Source organism: Martelella sp. AMO21009, from assembly GCF_053484295.1.
In genome coordinates this window covers 1-213 of record NZ_JBAKFR010000097.1, presented here as the reverse complement: position 1 = coordinate 213, position 213 = coordinate 1, and the positions used below count along the sequence as shown (strand labels likewise).

Annotated in this window: 1 pseudogene; it reads left to right on the top strand. The window is 59.6% G+C overall.

Annotation, left to right across the window (positions count from 1 at the left end):
* Positions 1 to 213, top strand: a pseudogene (locus V6766_RS25610) (IS21 family transposase); the annotation flags it as partial.

Sequence of the window (213 nt, the reverse complement as noted above, 5' to 3'; positions counted from 1 at the left end):
AATTCGCCACACTGTGCCGCCTGATGGAAGGCCGCATGGCAAAACATGGCCGGCGGGAATACGTACAGGTTCTTCGTCTGCTGGAAAGCTTTGATATGGCCGACCTGCATGCGGCGGTGAAGCAGGCCATTCATCTCGGTGCGATCGGCTTCGACGCCGTCAAACATCTGATTCTTTGCCGGGTGGAGCGCCGGCCGCCGCGACTGGATCTGT